This is a genomic window from uncultured Lutibacter sp. (assembly GCF_947493565.1).
GTDB lineage: Bacteria > Bacteroidota > Bacteroidia > Flavobacteriales > Flavobacteriaceae > Lutibacter > Lutibacter aestuarii.
This window is the reverse complement of sequence record NZ_CANLRG010000001.1, coordinates 110130-129045: the sequence shown is the minus strand read 5'-3', so window position 1 is coordinate 129045 and position 18916 is coordinate 110130. Positions and strand designations below refer to the sequence as shown.

Annotated in this window: 16 protein-coding genes and 1 tRNA gene; 8 read left to right on the top strand and 9 right to left on the bottom strand. The window is 28.9% G+C overall.

All coding sequences use genetic code 11. The features are described from left to right. Nucleotides 1-6 precede the first annotated feature (6 nt). The 3 genes from Q0714_RS00565 to Q0714_RS00555 all read right to left on the bottom strand — a co-directional run bounded on the left by Q0714_RS00565 (nucleotide 7) and on the right by Q0714_RS00555 (nucleotide 3013). Nucleotides 7-246 (bottom strand): hypothetical protein, encoded by a 240-nt coding sequence (locus Q0714_RS00565; protein ID WP_298262343.1) that lies wholly within the window; start codon nucleotides 244-246, stop codon nucleotides 7-9. A 55-nt stretch (nucleotides 247-301) separates the two neighbouring features. Then, nucleotides 302-2209: a S9 family peptidase gene (locus Q0714_RS00560; RefSeq protein ID WP_298262342.1), complete on the bottom strand. Its 1908-nt coding sequence runs from the start codon at nucleotides 2207-2209 to the stop codon at nucleotides 302-304. 63 nt (nucleotides 2210-2272) lie between these two features. Beyond that, nucleotides 2273-3013: a slipin family protein gene (locus tag Q0714_RS00555; RefSeq protein ID WP_298262341.1), complete on the bottom strand. Its 741-nt coding sequence runs from the start codon at nucleotides 3011-3013 to the stop codon at nucleotides 2273-2275. Nucleotides 3014-3278: 265 nt separating this feature from the next. Here Q0714_RS00555 and Q0714_RS00550 point away from each other — a divergent pair, with 265 nt between their 5' ends. Both Q0714_RS00550 and Q0714_RS00545 read left to right on the top strand, forming a co-directional pair. Further along, on the top strand, nucleotides 3279-3863 hold the full coding sequence (locus Q0714_RS00550) for an alkylphosphonate utilization protein (protein ID WP_298262340.1): 585 nt from the start codon (nucleotides 3279-3281) through the stop codon (nucleotides 3861-3863). Nucleotides 3864-3912: 49 nt separating this feature from the next. Beyond that, a complete protein-coding gene (locus Q0714_RS00545) occupies nucleotides 3913-4074 on the top strand; it encodes a hypothetical protein (RefSeq protein WP_298262606.1) in 162 nt (53 codons plus the stop codon). 9 nt (nucleotides 4075-4083) lie between these two features. Here the strand turns inward: Q0714_RS00545 and Q0714_RS00540 are convergent, their stop codons facing one another. The 3 genes from Q0714_RS00540 to Q0714_RS00530 form a co-directional block, all read right to left on the bottom strand. Next, the gene (locus tag Q0714_RS00540) at nucleotides 4084-5820 is read right to left on the bottom strand and encodes an ABC transporter ATP-binding protein (protein ID WP_298262339.1); all 1737 of its coding nucleotides are present in this window, start codon (nucleotides 5818-5820) and stop codon (nucleotides 4084-4086) included. A 141-nt stretch (nucleotides 5821-5961) separates the two neighbouring features. Next, a complete protein-coding gene (locus tag Q0714_RS00535) occupies nucleotides 5962-6099 on the bottom strand; it encodes a hypothetical protein (RefSeq protein ID WP_298262338.1) in 138 nt (45 codons plus the stop codon). Between the two features lie 50 nt (nucleotides 6100-6149). Continuing rightward, entirely contained in the window at nucleotides 6150-6734 is a 585-nt protein-coding gene (locus tag Q0714_RS00530) for a sigma-70 family RNA polymerase sigma factor (RefSeq protein ID WP_298262337.1), read from the bottom strand. Nucleotides 6735-6961: 227 nt separating this feature from the next. Between Q0714_RS00530 and uvrA the strand changes: the two genes are divergently transcribed. Next, a complete protein-coding gene (gene uvrA / locus Q0714_RS00525) occupies nucleotides 6962-9742 on the top strand; it encodes an excinuclease ABC subunit UvrA (RefSeq protein WP_298262336.1) in 2781 nt (926 codons plus the stop codon). 3 nt (nucleotides 9743-9745) lie between these two features. Here uvrA and Q0714_RS00520 read toward each other — a convergent pair whose 3' ends face one another. From Q0714_RS00520 to bshB1, 3 genes are all read right to left on the bottom strand, one after another. Then, nucleotides 9746-10429: a tetratricopeptide repeat protein gene (locus Q0714_RS00520; RefSeq protein ID WP_298262335.1), complete on the bottom strand. Its 684-nt coding sequence runs from the start codon at nucleotides 10427-10429 to the stop codon at nucleotides 9746-9748. A gap of 227 nt (nucleotides 10430-10656) precedes the next feature. Further along, nucleotides 10657-10732, bottom strand: a tRNA-His gene (locus Q0714_RS00515). A 53-nt stretch (nucleotides 10733-10785) separates the two neighbouring features. Continuing rightward, nucleotides 10786-11502 carry a bacillithiol biosynthesis deacetylase BshB1 gene (gene bshB1 / locus Q0714_RS00510; protein ID WP_298262334.1) on the bottom strand — a complete coding sequence of 239 codons (717 nt, stop codon included), beginning with the start codon at nucleotides 11500-11502 and terminating at the stop codon, nucleotides 10786-10788. 229 nt (nucleotides 11503-11731) lie between these two features. Between bshB1 and Q0714_RS00505 the strand changes: the two genes are divergently transcribed. The 5 genes from Q0714_RS00505 (at nucleotide 11732) to Q0714_RS00485 (ending at nucleotide 18800) form a co-directional block, all read left to right on the top strand. After that, nucleotides 11732-12574, top strand: coding sequence for a Two component regulator three Y domain protein (locus Q0714_RS00505; protein WP_298262333.1), 843 nt, complete (start codon nucleotides 11732-11734; stop codon nucleotides 12572-12574). Nucleotides 12575-12707: 133 nt separating this feature from the next. Continuing rightward, nucleotides 12708-13169, top strand: coding sequence for a MarR family winged helix-turn-helix transcriptional regulator (locus Q0714_RS00500; RefSeq protein WP_298262332.1), 462 nt, complete (start codon nucleotides 12708-12710; stop codon nucleotides 13167-13169). Nucleotides 13170-13193: 24 nt separating this feature from the next. Continuing rightward, a complete protein-coding gene (locus tag Q0714_RS00495; RefSeq protein ID WP_298262331.1) occupies nucleotides 13194-14315 on the top strand; it encodes an HlyD family efflux transporter periplasmic adaptor subunit in 1122 nt (373 codons plus the stop codon). Continuing rightward, the gene (locus Q0714_RS00490; protein WP_298262330.1) at nucleotides 14315-17494 is read left to right on the top strand and encodes an efflux RND transporter permease subunit; all 3180 of its coding nucleotides are present in this window, start codon (nucleotides 14315-14317) and stop codon (nucleotides 17492-17494) included. Before Q0714_RS00495 ends, Q0714_RS00490 begins: the two co-directional genes overlap by 1 nt. Then, nucleotides 17481-18800, top strand: a complete 1320-nt coding sequence (locus Q0714_RS00485; protein WP_298262329.1) for a TolC family protein — start codon at nucleotides 17481-17483, stop codon at nucleotides 18798-18800. The genes Q0714_RS00490 and Q0714_RS00485 overlap by 14 nt, the downstream gene beginning before the upstream one ends. Nucleotides 18801-18916: the final 116 nt, after the last annotated feature.

Sequence of the window (18916 nt, the reverse complement as noted above, 5' to 3'; positions counted from 1 at the left end):
AGTATGCTATCCTTTTTTAAAATAGTGTATTAAAGAATTTAATGAAATAAGTGCCCAAACACCTTCAAGTATGATAAAAGGAAGATACTTTAACAATATCGACGCTAAACAAGCTAGAGACGCTCCTATTAAATTCAATAAAATAAATGATAAATGAGTACTTTTTACCATATTTTTCACATTTAAAAAATAGGCTACAAGTATTAATGTAACCCCTACAAACCCCAGCCAATCAGTTCCATTCATAAATGTACAATTTTTAAAGCCTTAAATACTGTAGTATTTAAGGCTTTAATTTACTTTATAAGGTTTCTTTTAACCATTTAAAAAATTCTCGTTGCCAAACGATACTATTTTGACTATTTAGTACCCAGTGGTTTTCATCTGGGAATAATAATAATTTACTTTTAATTCCTTGAAGTTGTGCCGCTTGGAAGGCCTCTAAACCTTGTCCTATAGGAACTCTATAATCTTTTTCTCCTTGAATTATTAAAATTGGTGTATCCCATTTAGAAACGAAGTTTACAGGGTTAAATTTTGTGAATGATTGTTGAGCTGCTTTATTATTTTTATCCCAATAAGGTCCTCCTAAATCCCAGTTCACAAAAAATAATTCTTCTGTGGTACCATACATACTTTTTAAATTAAAAAGTCCGTCATGCGAAATAAAACTTTTAAATCTACCATTATGAATTCCTGCTAAATAAAACACAGAATAACCTCCATAACTAGCTCCTACACATCCTAATCTATCATTATCAACATAAGGCTCTTTTGCTACATCATCAATTGCCGCTAAATAATCTTCCATATTTTGCCCTCCATAATCTTTACTTATTTGTTCATTCCATTCAACTCCATGACCAGGCATTCCTCTTCTATTTGGTGCTACAATTATATAACCATTTGCAGCCATAATTTGAAAATTCCATCTAAAAGAATAAAACTGGCTCAATGCTCCTTGAGGACCTCCTTGACAATATAACAATGTAGGATATTTTTTAGACGGGTCAAAGTTTGGAGGATAGATAACCCAAGTTACCATCTCTTTTCCATCAGTGGTTTTAACCATTCTTTTTTCAACTTTTCCTAAATCTAAAGAATTGTAGGTTGCATCATTTTCATGAGTTAATTGCATCATTTTTCCATCCTTTAAATTAACTGTATAAAGCTCTGGAGCATGATTCATATCTCTTCTAGTTACCACCATGGTATTTTTAGATTGTCCTACCATACCACTTACATCAAACTGTCCATCAGTAAGTTGCTTAGGTTCACTAATTTTGTTAGCTGAAGAAGGAACTTTTATTTCAAACATTTGTACGGTTCCAGCTATAGGAGCGATAAAATAGATTTTTTCTCCTTTTTCATCCCATAAAAAACTATTAACTGTACCATCCCAATTAGCTGTTAAATTAATAGTTTTATCATCTAATTTTACAATAATATCATTTTTATCTGCCTCATAACCATCGCGCTTCATTTGTAACCATGCCAATTGTCCTTTTGATGAAAAGGCTGGTTGGGTATCGTAACCTTTATTTTCTTCGGTAAGGTTTTTAGTTACTTTAGTCTTCAAATTATATTCATAAATATCCGTATTTGTACTAACAGCATAAGCCGTTCCATTTAATTTTTTAGTAACATATAAAATACTGTTACTATCTGGACTCCACAAATAATCTTCAGCTCCTCCAAATGGTTTTTGAGGGCAATCAAAAGGTTCTCCTTCCATAATATCAATTCCCTTTGCATCGCTGTTTTTAGTTTCATAATAAAAAATATGACTATATGCACCATCTTCCCAAGTATCCCAATGGCGATAATTAAGGGCATCATAAATTTTTACATTTGAATTTTTAACATCTGAATAAAAATCTTGACCAGTTACATTTTTTAATTTAACATCTGAAGCTATTATTTTATAGGTTCCATTAGGTGAAATGCTGGCATCATTTAGTAATGCACTATCATTAGTAATTACTTCTGCATTACCTCCTATAATTGGAATTTTATAAAGAGTTGTAGATTTACTGTCGCTATCTAAATGGTATTTCGAAACACTATAAATTACACTTTTTCCATCTTTGGTAATTCCTTTTCCAGAAACCTTGTTTAATTGGACTAAGAGTTCTGGTGTCATTACATTTTGAGCTTTGATCCCTAAAAAAGAGATGAAAAGTACGATACTAAAAAGAATTTTTTGCATACGAGTTTAAAATTGAATTAATAAATTAAGAAAACAAATTTATCAATTAATTCTAATTAATGTTTAAGATTTCTTTCTTTTTCTGGGTAAAACTTCTTCAGGAAATGGGAATAAAATGGTTGAATTTTTCTCTGAAGCAATATTTGCTAAAGTTTGGTACAATCTTAACTTAATTGCCGATGGAGACTGATCTATTAATTTCCCTGCTTCTAACAGCTTTCCTGCTGCTTGTTCTTCTGCTAATGCTAAAATAATACGTGCGCGTCTAGACCGTTCTGCTTCAGCCTGATTTGCCATCATTCTTCGCATATTTTCAGGTAATTGAATGTCTTTAATTTTTACATCAATTATTTCAATTCCCCAATCTTTAGTTTCGTTTTCAACAATAGACTTGATATTTTTTCCCATCTCTTCTCGTTTAGACAAGATGGTATCTAACTCTACCTTACCACAAACATCTCTTAAAGCTGCTTGTGCCAATTGTGTAATGGCAAAATTATACTCTTCAACTTCTAACACTGCTTTTTCCGGATTATTAACTTTAAAAAATACCACACCATCAATACTACAAGGTACATTGTCTTCTGTCATTACTTCTTGAGAAACAATATTAATTGTAATTACTCTAATATCTACAATTTGAACCGTTTCAATTACTGGAATTACCCATCTAAATCCAGGCTGTAAAGTTGTTATGTATTTACCAAATCTAAATTTTAAGGCGCGTTTATATTCAAAAACAATTCGAATTCCGCTTAGTAAAAATACTATTAAAAGAACGCTTATAAATAATGTTGGATTCATAATAAATAATTTAAATTGAAATTTTTCAGATAATTTGTTCAAACAAAATGTGAAATTTGCAAATGTTTGAATAGTCTACAACTCTTTTAAAGTTACAAATAATTTACTGAATATGAGAGGTTTGGATAATAATTATTTTTATTTAAATCTTTCAAAAAATAAAAAAATGTTTTTTTCAGTTAATTATTTAGAATTCAGTAGTTTTGTCAAAATTTGATTCTTTTCAACAAAATTTATAACAACTTTTAATTAAAACAATACTATAATGAGTATAGCTAATGAATTGCATGAACGTAGTGGATCTAAATGTGAATTATGTGGAGCTTCAGAGAAATTAACCATTTTCCAAGTTCCTCCTGTAAGCATTGGTGGACTTGACGAGAGTTTACTTGCTTGTGAAACCTGTATATCTCAGATTGAAAACCCTGAACTTATGGACAGTAATCACTGGAGATGTTTGAATGATAGCATGTGGAGCGAGTTTGATTCTGTTAAGGTAATAGTTTGGAGAATGTTAAATCGCTTAAAATCTGAAGGATGGCCTCAAGATTTATTAGAGATGATGTATTTAGATGATGACACTTTAAAATGGGCTGCTGCTATGGGTGATGGAAAAAGTGAAGATGAAATTATTAAACATTTAGATTGTAATGGAGCATTATTAGAAGCTGGTGATACTATTACTATTACAAAAGATTTAGATGTTAAAGGTGGTGGAAATTTTACAGCCAAACGCGGAACTGCAGTTAGAAATATTTCATTGGTACATGACAATGCAGAACAAATTGAAGGAAGGATAAATGGTGTACAAATTGTTATTTTAACAAAATTTGTAAAAAAATCTACTTAATCAACCATATTAATGAATTTATAACCCCTTTTAAAAAGGGGTTTATTGAATGATGTCAAAAAAAGGGAAAGCTAAAAATACAGTAAACAAAGCAAAGCATTCAAAGCTAATAAACCGTAAGAAAAATAAATTACGAACTTCAAAAGAGCTAACAAAACAACGTTTAAAATCTATAATTTCAAAGCATCAAAATCAATTGAAAGATTCTTAAATTATTAGATTAAATTCTACTCTGGTAAGTATATAAGTCATAATATCTTCCTTTTTTAGCTAACAATTCTTGGTGTTTTCCACGTTCAACAATATTTCCCTCTTCAATTACCAATATTTGATCAGCTTGTTGAATGGTACTTAATCTATGAGCTATTACAAACGTAGTTCTATTATTCATTAAACCACTCAAACTTTTTTGAATATAAGATTCACTTTCTGTATCTAAATTTGAAGTTGCTTCATCTAAAATAATAATTTTAGGAGCTGCTAAAAGTGCTCTAGCAATTGAAATTCGTTGACGTTGTCCTCCTGAAAGTTTTACACCACGCTCACCTATAATGGTTTCTAAACCATTTTCAAACCTGTCTGTAAATTCATTTACATAAGCTCCTTCAACAGCATGTAATAATTGATCTTCTGTTGCATTAGGTCGTGCAAATAAAATATTTTCTTTAATAGTTCCTTCAAATAAAAAATCATCTTGTAGAACTACTCCTAAATTACTTCTAAAACTACTTAAATTTATTTTTGATAAATCTTTTTGATCTAAAAAAACAGTACCATCAGTGGGAGTTAAAAATGTAGCTGCTAAACTTGCTATGGTAGTTTTTCCAGAACCAGAAGAACCTACTAAAGCTGTTACACTTCCAGCTGGAGCTTTAAAAGAAATATTATGAAGTACCTCTTTTCCTTTCTCATAACTAAATGAAACATTTTTAAATTCAACATTACCTATAATATTATCAAGTTTTATAGTTCTTATTGCTGAATTATTTTCTTCTCTCATTTCCATCAATTCTTGAGTCCTATCAAGTCCAGCCATTGCTTCTGTCAACTGACTTCCAATATTGCTCATTTGAACAATCGGTGCAATCATAAAACCCAAAAATAACGTAAATGACACAAATTCTCCATAGGTCATTGAATTATCCATAATAAAATATCCTCCAATTCCCATAATTCCAGCGGATGCAAGTCCCAAAAGAAAAGTAGAAGAACTTGTAATTAATGCGGTGGATGTCAAACTCTTTTTAACATTTAAAAACAAAGCTTCTACTCCTTTTTCAAAAGTAATATTTTCTTGTTCTTCCGCATTAAAACCTTTAATAACACGAACACCATTCAATGTTTCTGTAAGTCTTCCAGTGACTTCAGCATTAATTTTTCCCCGATCTCTAAAAATTGGTCTGATATACCCGAATGCTTTTAATGCAACAAAAGCAAATATAGCTACAGGCAACAGTACAAAAAGAGTCATGGTGGCATTTATTTTGATTAAAATAATCAAAGATATGATCGCTGTTAAACTTCCTCCAATTAATTGAACCAATCCTGTTCCTACCAAATTTCTAACACCTTCAACATCTGTCATTACTCTAGAAACCAATGCTCCAGACTTATTATTATCAAAAAAGCTGACAGGAAGTGTTAATAATTTACGTTGAACTTGTGCTCTTAATAACGATATTAAATGTTGAGCTTCAACACTTAATAGCCTCGTTAATAAAAAAGAACTTACAGCTTGAAGAAAAATTGAAATACAAACAATGAGTAATAAAATTTTTAAGGCATTTAAGTCTTTAGAAGGTATTACTTCATCAATTAAATTCTTGCTTGCATAAGGCAACACTAAGCCCGATAAACTTTTAATGATAATTAAAATTAGGCCGATTAAAACAATTTTTTTTCTAGGCCAAATAAATTCTTTAAATGCCCAAGTAAACGATACTTTTCTTTTATTCATATTAATTGAAAATCTACTGTAATGGTTGTAATATTAAATTTAGAAATTTAAGTCAAAAAAAGTATTAACAACTTACAAAAAATAAAATATTTAAGCACACAAAACCCATTTTATTGGTTTATAAAATGGGTTTAAAGAACATTAATTCAAATGTAATTCAATATAGTTTTTGTTGGTTTTTACCACTCTCAATTGCTTAGAGTAGTTAAGTAAATATTGAATTATTTCTTGGTTGGGTTGCTCCTTTACAGGAGTCTTTTCTGAGTAAAGTTTCATCATAAATAATTGGTTTATATACAACTATGAACGATAAAATTTTACGTTTAGTATTAATTGACTAAAATAATATTATGTTTTTCTATTAACTTCCTTAAATTTATAAGTGCATAGCGCATTCTACCTAATGCTGTATTAATACTAACATCGGTATTTTCCGCTATTTCTTTAAAACTCATATCTCTATACATACGCATAAGTAATACTTCCTTTTGATCGTCAGGTAATTCATCAATCAACCCTCTAACATCATTTAAAATTTGATTTTTTATCAATTGTTTTTCTACATTTAATACTTCATCACTTATTACAGAAAAAATATCAAATTCATCTGTATTATTAAATGTTGGGATTCTTTTATTTCTTCTGAAATGATCAATTACCAAATTATGAGCAATACGCATTACCCAAGGCAAAAATTTTCCTTCTTCGTTGTAAGCACCTCGTTTTAAAGTTTTAATTACTTTAATAAAAGTGTCCTGAAAAATATCTTCTGCAATATCTCTATCTAAAACTTTGGATAATATAAAGCTAAATATTCGTTGTTTATGACGAACAATAAGGATTTCTAAAGATTTTTCGTTACCGTTAATGTAATTGCTGACTAGAACGCCATCAGCCATAAGTTTACTTTCCATAGTTAAATACTTATAGGGGTTAGTGTAAATTTGTATTTATTAATTTATAAAAAGTAAAGGTGTTATATAGGCGTTTGTTTACGAATTAATTATCAAATATGCAGTATTTTTTTTAAAATACCAAACTTTAAAGATATTAATTCAATCTTTTTAAGATTCCCAATTTTAGAGACTGCTGTTTTAAGGAAATGTAATTATCTTTGCGTTCATTTACTTTTTCAATTCAAATGACAAACAACATAGCATCACTAAATCCTAAAGAGTACATATTAATTAAAGGAGCAAAACTTCATAATTTAAAAAATATTGATGTTGCCATTCCTAGAAATAAATTAGTAGTAATTACAGGGCTTTCAGGTTCAGGAAAATCAAGTTTAGCATTCGACACCTTATTTGCTGAAGGACAAAGAAGATATGTTGAAAGTTTATCGTCCTATGCACGTCAATTTTTAGGCAGATTAAACAAACCAAAAGTAGATTATATAAAAGGAATAGCTCCAGCAATAGCCATTGAACAAAAAGTAAATTCAACCAATCCAAGATCTACAGTAGGTACTTCTACTGAAATTTACGATTACTTAAAATTATTGTATGCCAGAATTGGGAAAACATTCTCTCCTATTTCAGGAAATGAAGTTAAAAAACATACCGTTTCAGATGTTATAAATTATGTAAAAACACTTGAGCTAAACACCAAATTACTACTCTTATCTCCTGTACATATTCCAAAAGAAAGAAATGTTTTACAAACTTTAAAAATTTTAGCGCAACAAGGATATTCTAGAATAAAATATAAAAATAAAATTGTAAGAATTGAAGATATTACAACTGAAATTGATCACGATTTTTATTTAGTAATAGATCGTATTGTTGTTAATACTAATGAAGATTTTTACAATCGATTAGGTGACGCCATCCAAACTGCATTTTTTGAAGGAAAAGGCGAATGTATTATTGAAGATAATTCCACCAAAAAACAAACCTTATTTAATAATAAATTTGAATTAGACGGACTTCAATTTTTAGAACCTAACAGCCATTTATTTAGCTTTAACAATCCTTATGGAGCTTGTCCTTCTTGTGAAGGTTATGGAAATGTAATAGGAATAGATGAAGATTTGGTAGTTCCCAACACCTCGTTATCTATCTACGAAAATGCTATTTTGCCTTGGAAATCTGATTCTTTTAAAAAATATAAAGATGCTTTAATTAATAACGCTTACAAATTTGACATTCCCATACATAAGCCTTGGTTTGAACTTACAGAAGAACAAAAGCAATTGATATGGGATGGAAACAAATCCTTCAAAGGACTGCACCATTTTTTTAATCATTTAGAAGAAAAAAGCTATAAAATTCAGTACAGAGTCATGCTTTCTCGTTATAGAGGTAAAACAAAGTGTACTACTTGTAATGGAAAACGTTTACGTAAAGAAGCTAATAATGTTAAAATTAATGACAAAAATATTAGTGAATTAGTTGATTTGCCTTTAAATGAATTAATTATTTTTTTTAAAAACATTCAATTAAACCCTTACGAACAAAAAATTGGAAAACGTTTATTAACTGAAATTAACAATCGTCTACAATTTTTAAATGATGTTGGTTTAAATTATTTAACCTTAAATAGAACCTCAAACACGCTTTCTGGAGGAGAAAGTCAACGAATTAACTTAGCTACCTCATTAGGAAGTAGTTTAGTAGGCTCAATGTATATTTTAGATGAGCCTAGTATTGGTTTGCATCCAAAAGATACCGAACGTTTGATCAAAGTTTTAAAAGATTTAAGAGATTTAGGAAATACCGTGATTGTTGTTGAACATGATGAAGATATTATGAAAGCTGCAGATCAAATAATTGATATTGGCCCCAAAGCTGGCACTTTTGGAGGTGAAATTGTAGCAGAAGGCACTTATCTACAACTCTTAAAAAGTAGTTCTTTAACAGCTCAATATTTAAATCATCAACTTAAAATTGAAGTTCCAAAAGTTAGAAGAAAAATAACCAAAACTATTGATGTTATTGGAGCTCGAGAACATAATTTAAAAAATATTGATGTAACTTTTCCTTTAAATAGTTTAACGGTAGTTACTGGAGTTTCGGGAAGTGGAAAAAGTACTTTGGTAAGTAAAATTCTCTACCCAGCAATTCAAAAAAAGATAGGAGGTTATGGAGAAAAAGTTGGACAATTTACAGAGCTTAAAGGTGATATTTCAGCTATTGAGCATATTGAGTTTATCAATCAAAATCCTATAGGACGTTCAAGTCGATCTAACCCAGTAACCTATATTAAAGCTTATGATGATATTAGAACTTTATTTGCTTCAGAAAAATTATCCAAAATAAGAAACTATCAAGCCAAACATTTTTCATTTAATGTTGATGGAGGAAGATGTGAAGTTTGCAAAGGTGAAGGTGAAGTTACCATTGAAATGCAATTTATGGCAGATGTGCATTTAGAATGTGAAACTTGTAAAGGAAACAGGTTTAAAAAAGAAATTTTAGAAGTCACATTTCATAACAAATCTATCAATGATATTTTAAACAGTACCATTGATGATGCTATCAGCTTTTTTAATGAACACAAAGAAACTAAAATTGTAAAAAAATTAAAACCCTTACAAGATGTAGGTTTAGGGTATGTTACTTTAGGGCAATCTTCTTCTACGCTTTCAGGAGGTGAAGCTCAACGAATAAAATTAGCTTCCTTTCTGGTAAAAGGCACTCGCCAATCTAAATCTCTATTCATTTTTGATGAACCCACAACAGGTTTACATTTTCATGACATTAAAAAGTTATTAAAATCATTTAATGCATTGATCAAAAATGGGCACTCTATAATTGTAATTGAACACAATATAGATTTGATTAAATGTGCTGATTACATTATAGATTTGGGTAAAGAAGGAGGTAAAAATGGTGGTTCCTTAGTTTTTCAAGGTACTCCTGAAGAACTAGCCACTATTAAAAATTCTTATACAGCACCCTATTTAGCTGAAAAACTATAAATTTTAATTTGTTGTTTTAGCTTCTAAAGTGGTTAGTTTGCTCTTAGCTAAAACAAATTCAGGAAAAAGTTGTACCGCTCTTTCAAAACTAGCTTTAGCCTCTTTATCCTTTTTCAAATTTAAGTAGGTCAACCCTTCTAAATAAGCTATGGCAGCTTTCAAACTTACATTTTGATTGTAATTTTTATTTACTTGAAAAGTTACAGAAAGTTTACCATCATCAGGTAATTGATCTGCTTTTTTTATAGAAACTAAGGCTTCTTCAAATTTGTTAAGTGCTAGCTCTAACCCTGCTATTTTATATGCGTGAAAGTTATTATTGGTTTTGGTTAGTAAACTGTCATAAGTCTCTTTTGCTTTATCCAAAGCTCCCATGTTCTCTAATGAGACAGCTTTCATCTCTAACAACTCTAAATTATTTTCTTTATAACTTAAAATATCATTTGTTACCAAAAAACAAGAAACAAAATTTCTAGCATTAAAATATAAGTAAGCTAAACTATCTTTATACGTACTTTGAGGACCTTCCATAGCAACTATTGAATACATAGCATCGGCAGCAATAATTTTATCTCCATAAGCTAAAGCTTGTTTAATTTTTTGTTTTTGTAATTCTGTAGAAGTTGTATTTTGTGCTATTGCAGTGGTTGCTAACACAAAAGAGAAAATATAAAGTAATTGTTTCATGTGTATACGTTAATTTTTAAGAATGTAAAGCTATTAAATTATAATTAAAAAAAACCTTAAAAGAATCCTAAATTCTAAAACAAAAAGTACTACGCAATATTTTGTGTTAATTGGCTAAAAAATCACTAATTATGATTTCATATTTCATAAACTTTAACATTCATTAAAACTCTATTAATCAATTTTATAAAACAAAAAAAGGTCTGTAAAAACAGACCTTTTATTTTGGGTGGAAGACCGGGTTCGAACCGGCGACCTCCGGAACCACAATCCGGCGCTCTAACCAGCTGAGCTACAACCACCATTTATTAGAGGTTGCAAATGTAAAACATTTCTCTTTTTTTACAAACATTTTTTTAGAATAAATTTTCTAAAGATTTTACGGCAACGTAACGTTCTGAATTAAAACCTTCTGCAAATTCAGTTCCAACCAACCTTCCCAAATCTTGGGCTCTATAAGTAACACTATCAATAAAATTTTTACTTGAAATTGGAGAACTTGGCTCTTTACTGTTTGGATTATAAAATTGTGAACTATATGCCTTAACCGCTTCTATTTTAGCATCAATAAATCCAGTTATATCTACCACAAAATCTGGTTCTATATTTTTCCATTGAATATAATGATATACTTGTTTCGGCCTCCAAGCTGGTTGCATTTTGCCGTTCAATTGAGTTTCTATTTTAACCAAACCTGATAAAAAACAAGCGTCAGAAACCAACTTACTTCCTTTAGAGTGATCTATATGCCTATCATCTATGGCATTACATAACACAATTTCAGGCTGATATTTTCTTATTATTTCAATAATTGCAAGTTGATGTTTTTTATCATTGGAAAAAAATCCATCAGCAAATCCTAAATTTTCTCTAATTGAAACACCTAAAATTTTAGCTGCGTTTGAAGCTTCTGTATCTCTAATTTCAGCTGAGCCTCTAGTTCCTAATTCTCCTCTTGTTAAATCTAAAATTCCAACTTTTTTTCCTAACGAAATTTCTTTTGCAATGGTTCCTCCACAGCCTAATTCAACATCATCTGGATGTGCTCCAATGGCTAAAATATCTAATTTCATAAAATATTCTTCTTATTTACAAACACAAATATATAATAAATATTATACGCAATTTGTGGAAACATTAATATTGAAAAACGCATTTTAATTTTTAATAAACAAACCTTTTAAATACAATAAATGGTATGCTTTTTACAATAAATGGTATTAAATATTTGGTAAATTGTAAAAAATAAATTACATTTACTTTAAGATTTAAGAAATACAAACCCCTAAATCCCCAAAAACAATGAAAAAATTAACCCTAATAATCGTTTTTTTGTTAGCTATTGCTCCTAATACTTTCTCTCAAATTTCCGATTTAGAAAAATCAGCTTTAATTGATTTGTATGAATCAACAAATGGAAAAGATTGGAATTCTGTTTGGGATTTAGAAAGTGATATTAATAATTGGCATGGTGTAACTATTGAAAATAACACTGTAACAGCTCTTAATTTAAGTATGAATAATTTAGTTGGTACAATCCCTAATACCATACAAAACTTAACTTCTTTAAAAAAATTAAATTTAGGTTTTAATAAAATTAGTGGTATTATCCCTTCTGAAATTACTTCAATTAAAAGCTTGGTATCTATAGAATTATTTATGAATCAATTAGAAGGTAATATTCCTTCAAATATTGGCAATTTAACTAATCTTAAAAAACTAATATTATTTAATAATTTAATTAGCGGAAATTTACCTGAATCAATTTATAAATTAGCCAATCTCGAAACTTTACATATTAGTAGTAACCGTATAACAGGTATGTTATCTCCAAAAATTAAAAATATGTCAAGTTTAAATACACTAAGCTTATTTGACAATGCGATGTTTGGTTTTATCCCTTCTGAAATTGGAGCTTTAGAAAAATTAGAAGAATTAACATTAGCAAATAACTCATTTGAAGGAGAGATACCATTAGAACTTAATAAACTTTTAAACTTAGAAACTTTACTTTTAAATGATAACCGATTTATAGGAAGTATTGATAAAAGTATTTCTGAGTTACCAAACTTAACGACCTTTGAATTTTCAAATAATACTACAAAAACAAAAAGTTTATATGCAAGTAGTGTAAATGAAGACTAAATAAATAGTTTTTTAAATTTTTACATTCAAAAATCACTCCATGGAGTGATTTTTTTTATTATTTTCATTTTTTTAACATAGTTGCATATACAACTAAAATTGATAAAACTATATTTGCAATAAAATTTATACAATGCAAAAAGACTTTGAAAAAGCAGATTTCAATAAAACTGTAGGTCCTAGCATAGGTAAAACCTATAAAATGATGAGCATTTTTATTTGTGATCAATTTTTAAAGAATGATATTCAAGTTACTAAAGAGCAATGGATAGTTTTAAAAATTTTAATTGAACAAAATAAGAGTATTTGTCAAAATGAGCTTGCATTTATCACCAATAGAAATAAAACTACGTTAACAAGATTAATTAACGTAATGGAAAAAAATCAATTAGTTGAGCGTTTAACTTCAAAAAAAGATGCTCGAAAAAAATTAATACTAATAACTGCAAAAGGTGAAAAATTATTTTTAAAAATGAAGCCAATTATGTTTCAAATAATGAACATCTTTCAAAAAGGAATCTCAAATCAAGAAATGGAAACCTTTATAAAAATTACTAATCAAATTCAAAACAACATAAAAAATCAATCTTTATAGTCAATTACTAATCAAATTTAAAAAATGAGAAAAACGGTATCAATCATATTAGCTCTACTTCTTTTAACAGGTGCTATTTTTTTAGCTAAATATCTTATAGACAATAAACAAAAACCTAAAGCTAAAGTAGAAAAAAATATAAAAACAGTATTTGTAGAAACGGTAACAAATACAAATATTCCTATCATTATTTCTACCAATGGTAATTTAATTGCTAAAAATAAAATTGAATTATTTTCTGAAGTTCAAGGTGTTTTAGTTATTACTTCAAAAGAATTTAAACCTGGTACAACTTTTAAAAAAGGAGAAACTATTTTAAAAATTAATAGTGATGAATTTTATGCCAATTTACAAGCTCAAAAAAGTAATTTCTACAATGCTCTAACAGCCATAATGCCAGACATTAGATTGGATTTCCCTAATGAATATGGTAAATGGCAATCTTATTTACAAAAATTTGACATTCAAAAACCTCTTGAAAAACTACCTGAAACTGTTTCTGAAAAAGAAAAATTCTTCATTTCTGGTAGAGGTATTTTAACAAATTACTACAATGTTAAAAACTTAGAGGTAAAATTAAATAAGTACAATTTAAAAGCTCCTTTTTCAGGAATTTTAACTGAAGCATTAGTTACCCCTGGTAGTTTAATTAGACCTGGACAAAAATTAGGAGAGTACATCAATCCTACAGTTTATGAAATGAGTGTTTCTGTAAAATCTGAATATAAAAATTTACTTCAAATTGGAAAACCTGTAAAACTATACAACTTAGAAAAAACAGCTTCTTGGACAGGAAAAGTTGTTAGAATTAATGGAAAAGTAGATACAGCTACACAAACCATTAAAGCTTTTATTGAAGTAAGTGGTGAACAATTGAAAGAAGGACAATATTTAGAAGTAGCATTAGAGGCAAAAAACGAAGAAAATGCATTTGAAGTTTCACGTAATTTACTAGTTGAAAATTCTAAATTATATATTGTAAAAGATTCTGTATTAGATTTAATTTCTATAAATTTAATTTATGAAAATAAAAACACTGTAGTAATTAAAGGTTTAAAAAATGGAACTCAACTATTAGCCAAACCTGTACCTGGTTCTCATGTAGGAATGCCAATTAAAGTTTTTAACGAAAATACACAGGACTAATGAGAAAGATAATTACTTATTTTATTAAATTTCCTGTTGCGGTTAATATTTTTATAATTGCTTTTGTAGCTTTTGGGTTAGTTGGGGCATTATCTATGAAATCTTCATTTTTCCCATTGACTGATTCTCAAAACATTTCAATTAATTTAGCCTACCCTGGAGCTTCTCCACAAGAAATGGAAGAAGGAATTGTTCTAAAAATTGAAGATAACTTAAAAGGCATTATTGGAGTTGATAGGGTTACTTCAGTTTCTAGAGAAAATTCTGCAACAATTAATGTTGAAATTATTAAAGGAAAAAATATTGATGTTGTTTTATCTGATGTAAAAAATGCTGTAGATAGAGTTCCTTCATTCCCTTCTGGTATGGAACCTCCAATTATAGCAAAAATTGAAAATATTAGACCTACTATAAGCTTTATAGTAAGTGGTGATGATATTCCTTTAGCTACCTTAAAACAATATGCACGTGATATTGAAAATGATTTAAGAAATATAGAAGGTATTTCTCAAGTCAGTCTTTCAGGCTTTCCAGCGCAAGAAATTGAAATTGCTGTACGTGAAAATGATTTAAGAGCCTATAATTTATCTTTTTCAGAAGTTGCCAATGCCGTCAGTAAATCAAACCTATTAATCTCTGGCGGAAATATTAAAACAAACGATGAAGATTACTTAATAAGGGCTAGAAATAAAAATTACTATGGTAACGAACTGGTAAATTTAGTTGTTAAAGCCGAACCAACAGGAAACATTATTAGGTTAAGAGATATTGCTGATGTTACCGATACTTGGTCTGAAAATCCAGATAGAATATTTTATAATGGTCAAAAATCTATCAACATAACCGTTAGCAATACTAATAGTGAAGATTTAATATCTACAGCAGATAAAATTAAAGATTATATTAAAACCTTTAATGAGCAAAATGAAAGTATTCAAATAAACATTTCGAGTGATGCTTCTATAACCTTAAACCAACGTACAGAACTATTGGTTAAAAATGCTATTATGGGTATTGGTTTAGTATTGTTTTTTTTAGCATTATTTTTAAATGTTCGTTTGGCTTTTTGGGTAGCTGCAGGTTTACCAATAGCATTTTTTGGAATGTTTATTTTTGCTGCAAATTTAGGGGTAACCATTAATGTATTATCGCTTTTTGGGATGATCATAGTTATTGGTATTTTGGTAGATGATGGAATTGTAATTGGTGAAAATATATACCATCATTACGAGAAAGGAAAATCTCCAATTCAAGCAGCAGTAGATGGTACTTTAGAAGTAATTCCTCCTATTGTTTCAGCCATTTTAACTACAATAATTGCATTCTCTACTTTTTTCTTTTTAGATGGTAGAATTGGAATGTTTTTTAGTGAAGTTTCATTAGTTGTAATGTTAACTCTTGGAGTTTCACTAATTGAAGCCTTAATCATTTTACCTGCTCATATTGCACATTCAAAAGCGTTAGAAAAAAAGGAAAAGAAAAGAAACAAGTTAAACACCTTCTTTTTTAACGTTAACCAAAAAGCTGAAAAAATACTCTTTTATATAAGAGATAATTGGTATGCTCCTTATTTAAAATTCTTTTTAAAAAATAGAGCTTTAGGTTTTGCAATTCCGTTAGCCTTATTAATCTTTAGCATTGGAGGTTTAGGTGGTGGAATTGTTAAAACATCTTTTTTCCCTTCTATTGCAAGTGATCGAGTTTCCATTAATTTAAAAATGCTACAAGGTACCAATGAAATGATAACTGACTCTATCATATCTGAAATTGAAAAAGTAGCTTGGCAAGTAAATGAAGAATTTACCAAAAAACAAACAGGCAATGAACCTGTTATTCAAAATATCATAAAAAGAATTGGTCCTGGATCAGCCAATGGAAGCTTGACTATAAACTTACTTCCTGGTGAAGCTAGAGATTTCTCCTCTCCAGAAATTACCAATGCTATTAGAGATAAAGTTGGTAAAGTATATGGTGTTGAAAGTTTAACATTTGGTTCTGGTGGTAACTTTGGGGGAAGTCCTATTGCTGTTTCTTTATTAGGCAATAATATCAATGAGTTAAAGGCTGCTAAAATTGAATTAAAAGAGGTTTTAAGTAAAAATCCATTGCTTAAAGATATTTCTGACAATGACCCAGCAGGGATAAAAGAAGTGCGAATAAAACTTAAAGAAAATGCATATTTATTAGGATTAAACCTTCAAATGGTTATGAGCCAAGTTCGCTATGGGTTCTTTGGATTACAAACTCAACGTTTTCAACGTGGACAAGATGAAATAAAAGTATGGGTTCGATATAAAAAAGAGGACAGATCTTCTATAAAAAATTTAGATGATATGTGGATTACTACACCTAACAATCAACGTGTACCTTTTTCTGAAATTGCTACTTATGAAATTGAACGAGGTGATGTTGCCATTAACCACTTAAGTAGTAAACGAGAAATTCAAGTTACTGCCGATATGAAAACTCCAGGTGAAAGTGCAACAGATATTTTAAATGAAATTAAGACAACTATTATGCCGCAAATTTCATCAAAATACCCTACTGTGAGTGCTGCTTACGAAGGACAAAATAGACAAGCAAATAAAACTATTACTTCATTTAATAAGGTAGGTTTAATAATTTTAGGACTTATTTACATAGTTATTGCATTTACATTTAGATCTTATGAACAACCAATTCTTCTAATATTATTAATTCCTTTTAGCTTAATTGGAGTGGTTTGGGGACATTTTTTCCATGGGTTTCCAATAAACATTCTATCATGGCTGGGTATTATAGCATTAGTTGGAATAATGGTTAATGATGGGTTGGTACTTATAGAAAAATTTAATGGATATTTAAAACAAGGTTTGAAATTTGACGAAGCACTTATCAACGCAGGTATTTCAAGATTTAGAGCTATTTTGTTAACTTCTTTAACAACTATTGCCGGTTTAGCTCCACTATTGTTAGAAAAAAGCAGACAAGCACAATTTTTAAAACCCATGGCCATTTCTATCTCTTATGGAATAGCTATTGCTACGGTTTTAACACTTGTAATGCTACCTTTACTCCTATCCGTTTCCAACTCAATTAAAGTTTTCATCAAATGGTTAAGTACTGGAAAAGAAGTTACAAAAGAAGAAGTAGAAAGAGCAATTATTGAATTAAAAAATGAAGAAGATGAAACATATTAACAAGCTTATCATATTATTTTTTAGCTGTTGCATATCTGCAAATTACGGACAAGAAATTCTCTCAAAAGAAGCTGCAATTAATATTGCATTAGAGTATAATTATGGAATTTTAATTGCTAAAAATAACATGAAAATTGCTAAAAATAATGCAAGTATTTATAACAGTGATTATTTACCTAAAATAACTGCTAATGCTGGAGCAAATTATAATAATGACACCAACGAATTTACGCTTCAAAATGGAGAAAAAACAACGGTAAATGATGTTGAATCTAAAGTTTATAATGCTTCTATTGGATTGAATTATACATTATTTGATGGGTTAGGCCGTACTTACAACTATAAAAAATTAAAAGAAACCTATAATTTATCTGAACTAGAAGCTAAAGCAATTATTGAAAATTCATTATTGCAAATTTTTAGTAAATATTTTGAAATTGCTAATTTAACTGAGAATAGTAAAATATATTTAGAATCTTTAAATATTTCAAAACAGCGTTTGACTAGAACAAAATATGGCTTTGATTATGGACAAAACACAAAACTTCAAATGCTGAATGCTGAAGTTGATGTAAATAATGATAGCATTAGATACATCAATACTCAAAGAATTTTAGCTAACTCTAAAAGAGATTTAAATTTATTATTAGGTAGAGAGGTTTCAACCAATTTTAATGTTGATACCAATGTAAAGTTTGAACAGTTTTATCAATTAAACTCTTTATTAGAAAAAGCAAAAGTATACAATATTGAAATTCAAAAACTATCTAAAAGTATTTTATTAAGTGATTTAGATATAAAAATTAACAAATCTAATTGGTTTCCTACCCTCAACTTAAATAGCTCTTACGGATTCAATAAATCTGATAACGATGCTACTTTTAATTATGCAGAGCAATTATCAAAAGGTCTAAACGCAGGACTTAGTTTAAATTGGAATATTTTTGATGGTGGAAACACCAAAACTAAAGTCCAAAATGCCAAAATTATTGCTGATAATTTACAAGTTCAAAAAACGCAATTGTCTAACGAGTTAGAACGCAATGTTACCAATGCTTTTGAAGTATATAAAAATGCTTTATTTATTTTAAAAGCTGAAGAAAAAAATGTTGAAACCAATATGTTAAATTTTTCAAGAACAGAAGAACAATTTAAATTAGGGCAAGTTACTTCGATTGAATTTAGACAAGCGCAAGTAAATTTACTAAATGCACAATCAAACTTAAATCAAGCTAAATTTGATGCCAAAAATGCAGAATTAATCATGCTACAATTATCTGGTGAATTACTGAATACTAATTTCTAACAACAATAATATCAATTAAATACAAAGAGCGTTGTAAAAACGCTCTTTTTTTATCACTCCTTCAAAGTAACATAAATTACTTTACAATAATAACATAAAATTCAATGACATAAGTC

Excerpts from the sequence above, each read along its gene's own strand:
- Q0714_RS00540 (WP_298262339.1), bottom strand. The coding sequence starts at position 5,820 with ATGAATAAAAGAAAAGTATCGTTTACTTGGGCATTTAAAGAATTTATT.
- Q0714_RS00500 (WP_298262332.1), top strand. The coding sequence starts at position 12,708 with ATGCAAAAAGACTTTGAAAAAGCAGATTTCAATAAAACTGTAGGTCCT.
- Q0714_RS00560 (WP_298262342.1), bottom strand. The coding sequence starts at position 2,209 with ATGCAAAAAATTCTTTTTAGTATCGTACTTTTCATCTCTTTTTTAGGG.
- Q0714_RS00505 (WP_298262333.1), top strand. The coding sequence starts at position 11,732 with ATGAAAAAATTAACCCTAATAATCGTTTTTTTGTTAGCTATTGCTCCT.
- Q0714_RS00490 (WP_298262330.1), top strand. The coding sequence starts at position 14,315 with ATGAGAAAGATAATTACTTATTTTATTAAATTTCCTGTTGCGGTTAAT.
- Q0714_RS00555 (WP_298262341.1), bottom strand. The coding sequence starts at position 3,013 with ATGAATCCAACATTATTTATAAGCGTTCTTTTAATAGTATTTTTACTA.
- Q0714_RS00485 (WP_298262329.1), top strand. The coding sequence starts at position 17,481 with ATGAAACATATTAACAAGCTTATCATATTATTTTTTAGCTGTTGCATA.
- Q0714_RS00550 (WP_298262340.1), top strand. The coding sequence starts at position 3,279 with ATGAGTATAGCTAATGAATTGCATGAACGTAGTGGATCTAAATGTGAA.
- Q0714_RS00530 (WP_298262337.1), bottom strand. The coding sequence starts at position 6,734 with ATGGAAAGTAAACTTATGGCTGATGGCGTTCTAGTCAGCAATTACATT.
- Q0714_RS00535 (WP_298262338.1), bottom strand. The coding sequence starts at position 6,099 with ATGATGAAACTTTACTCAGAAAAGACTCCTGTAAAGGAGCAACCCAAC.
- Q0714_RS00545 (WP_298262606.1), top strand. The coding sequence starts at position 3,913 with ATGATGTCAAAAAAAGGGAAAGCTAAAAATACAGTAAACAAAGCAAAG.
- uvrA (WP_298262336.1), top strand. The coding sequence starts at position 6,962 with ATGACAAACAACATAGCATCACTAAATCCTAAAGAGTACATATTAATT.
- bshB1 (WP_298262334.1), bottom strand. The coding sequence starts at position 11,502 with ATGAAATTAGATATTTTAGCCATTGGAGCACATCCAGATGATGTTGAA.
- Q0714_RS00565 (WP_298262343.1), bottom strand. The coding sequence starts at position 246 with ATGAATGGAACTGATTGGCTGGGGTTTGTAGGGGTTACATTAATACTT.
- Q0714_RS00495 (WP_298262331.1), top strand. The coding sequence starts at position 13,194 with ATGAGAAAAACGGTATCAATCATATTAGCTCTACTTCTTTTAACAGGT.
- Q0714_RS00520 (WP_298262335.1), bottom strand. The coding sequence starts at position 10,429 with ATGAAACAATTACTTTATATTTTCTCTTTTGTGTTAGCAACCACTGCA.